Origin of the sequence: Methanosaeta sp. UBA458, assembly GCF_002496085.1 — an archaeon.
Lineage (GTDB): Archaea > Halobacteriota > Methanosarcinia > Methanotrichales > Methanotrichaceae > Methanothrix > Methanothrix soehngenii.
This window is the reverse complement of the sequence record NZ_DAIK01000148.1, coordinates 1-1336: the sequence shown is the minus strand read 5'-3', so window position 1 is coordinate 1336 and position 1336 is coordinate 1. Positions and strand designations below refer to the sequence as shown.

General features: G+C 46.2%; 2 protein-coding genes. One reads left to right on the top strand and one right to left on the bottom strand.

The features are described from left to right. Positions 1-102 precede the first annotated feature (102 nt). Entirely contained in the window at positions 103-315 is a 213-nt protein-coding gene (locus tag BP822_RS11210; RefSeq protein ID WP_273278532.1) for a hypothetical protein, read from the bottom strand. Here BP822_RS11210 and BP822_RS11205 point away from each other — a divergent pair. After that, entirely contained in the window at positions 299-1249 is a 951-nt protein-coding gene (locus BP822_RS11205; protein WP_273278530.1) for a CPBP family intramembrane glutamic endopeptidase, read from the top strand. The two genes, BP822_RS11210 and BP822_RS11205, sit on opposite strands and share 17 nt — an antisense overlap. Positions 1250-1336: the final 87 nt, after the last annotated feature.

The following is a 1336-nucleotide window of genomic DNA, read 5'->3' as shown; positions in this document are numbered from 1 at the left end:
GCCAGTTAGAGGTTCGACCACATTTGGTGCAAATATTTATTCCGTTAATTACTGCGATATCATGAGCCATGAATCCATTTTAGCATTTATAGTAAATAGCTTTTACGATATGTCAATGATACGAGCACTTCTAACAAAGTATGTGTTTAGCTCCCATAATTTAAGTCCAAGGACACCGTTTTCTTCATTTGGGCTCTTGCCTTTGTCATTGCTTTCCTTTATCCACCACAGCTTAACATCCAGACAGCCGATGAGCCAGAAGCTCTCGTTGATGGATCGCTTCTTCTTGAGATCATCTGTGAAGATCACCGGCATCCAACGCATCGACATAAATCAAAGAGTGCAACATATGAGGAACTTTCTTATACAATCAAAGCTACCAATTAAATTGTTAAGGAGAAAAACAGCCATGAACACCGGCGCATCATCAAAAAGGTCGCCTGTTCTCTTCTTCACATTGGTTTACGCCCTTTCCATCCCCTTTTGGGTGCTCAATATCATCTTTCCAATTAAGCTTCCTTTGGATAACCTTCCCGTGACAGACATTGCAGCCACTTTTGCCCCGACGATAGCTGCCTTGATCCTTGTGTACAGGGAGGAGAAGCTTTTTGGGGTGCGGAAGCTCTTGAGGAGAACCTTCGATTATAAGAGGATCACACGAAAGATCTGGTATATTCCCATCATTTTTTTGATGCCGCTCATCTACGTGTTGACCTACTGGATAATGCGTCTTGTGGGGTTGCCGATCCCCACCGTTTGGCATCTGCCCCTTCTGACGCCGTTCATCTTTGGGCTTTTTTTCTTCGCCGCGGCTTTAGAAGAGATTGGCTATACGGGGTATGTCACCGATCCCATGCAAGCCCTGTACAGCGCACTGGCAGCCTGTCTCATCATAGGGTCGATCCATGCGATATGGCATTGGCCGTCGATGATCTCAATGGGTATGGCTCCGGGATTGTTCATATGGGGCAGTATACTGACCGTTAGCTTCCGGATCCTGACCGTCTGGCTCTATAACAACACTGGTAATAGCGTATTTGCGGCCATACTCTTTCATGCCGTGACCAATACAGGAAGGAGTGTGTTTCCCGGCAGTCGTTCAGCATTAGAGCTGGGCGATGCAGCTATTGCCTATGGGCTCATAACGATCACGGCCATAATCGTGGTGTTCTTATGGGGACCCAAGACATTGGCTCGGTTCAGGTATGGGCGAAAAGGGCAACCACATGGATTGGATCAGATGCAATAAATTGTACGAGACTATTTTTGCAGCCACTTCTTTTAGGTATAATATTAACGGCTTCATAATCGCCTCGTAAGCTACTCCGGCCTGAAG

Excerpts from the sequence above, each read along its gene's own strand:
- BP822_RS11210 (WP_273278532.1), bottom strand. The coding sequence starts at position 315 with ATGCCGGTGATCTTCACAGATGATCTCAAGAAGAAGCGATCCATCAAC.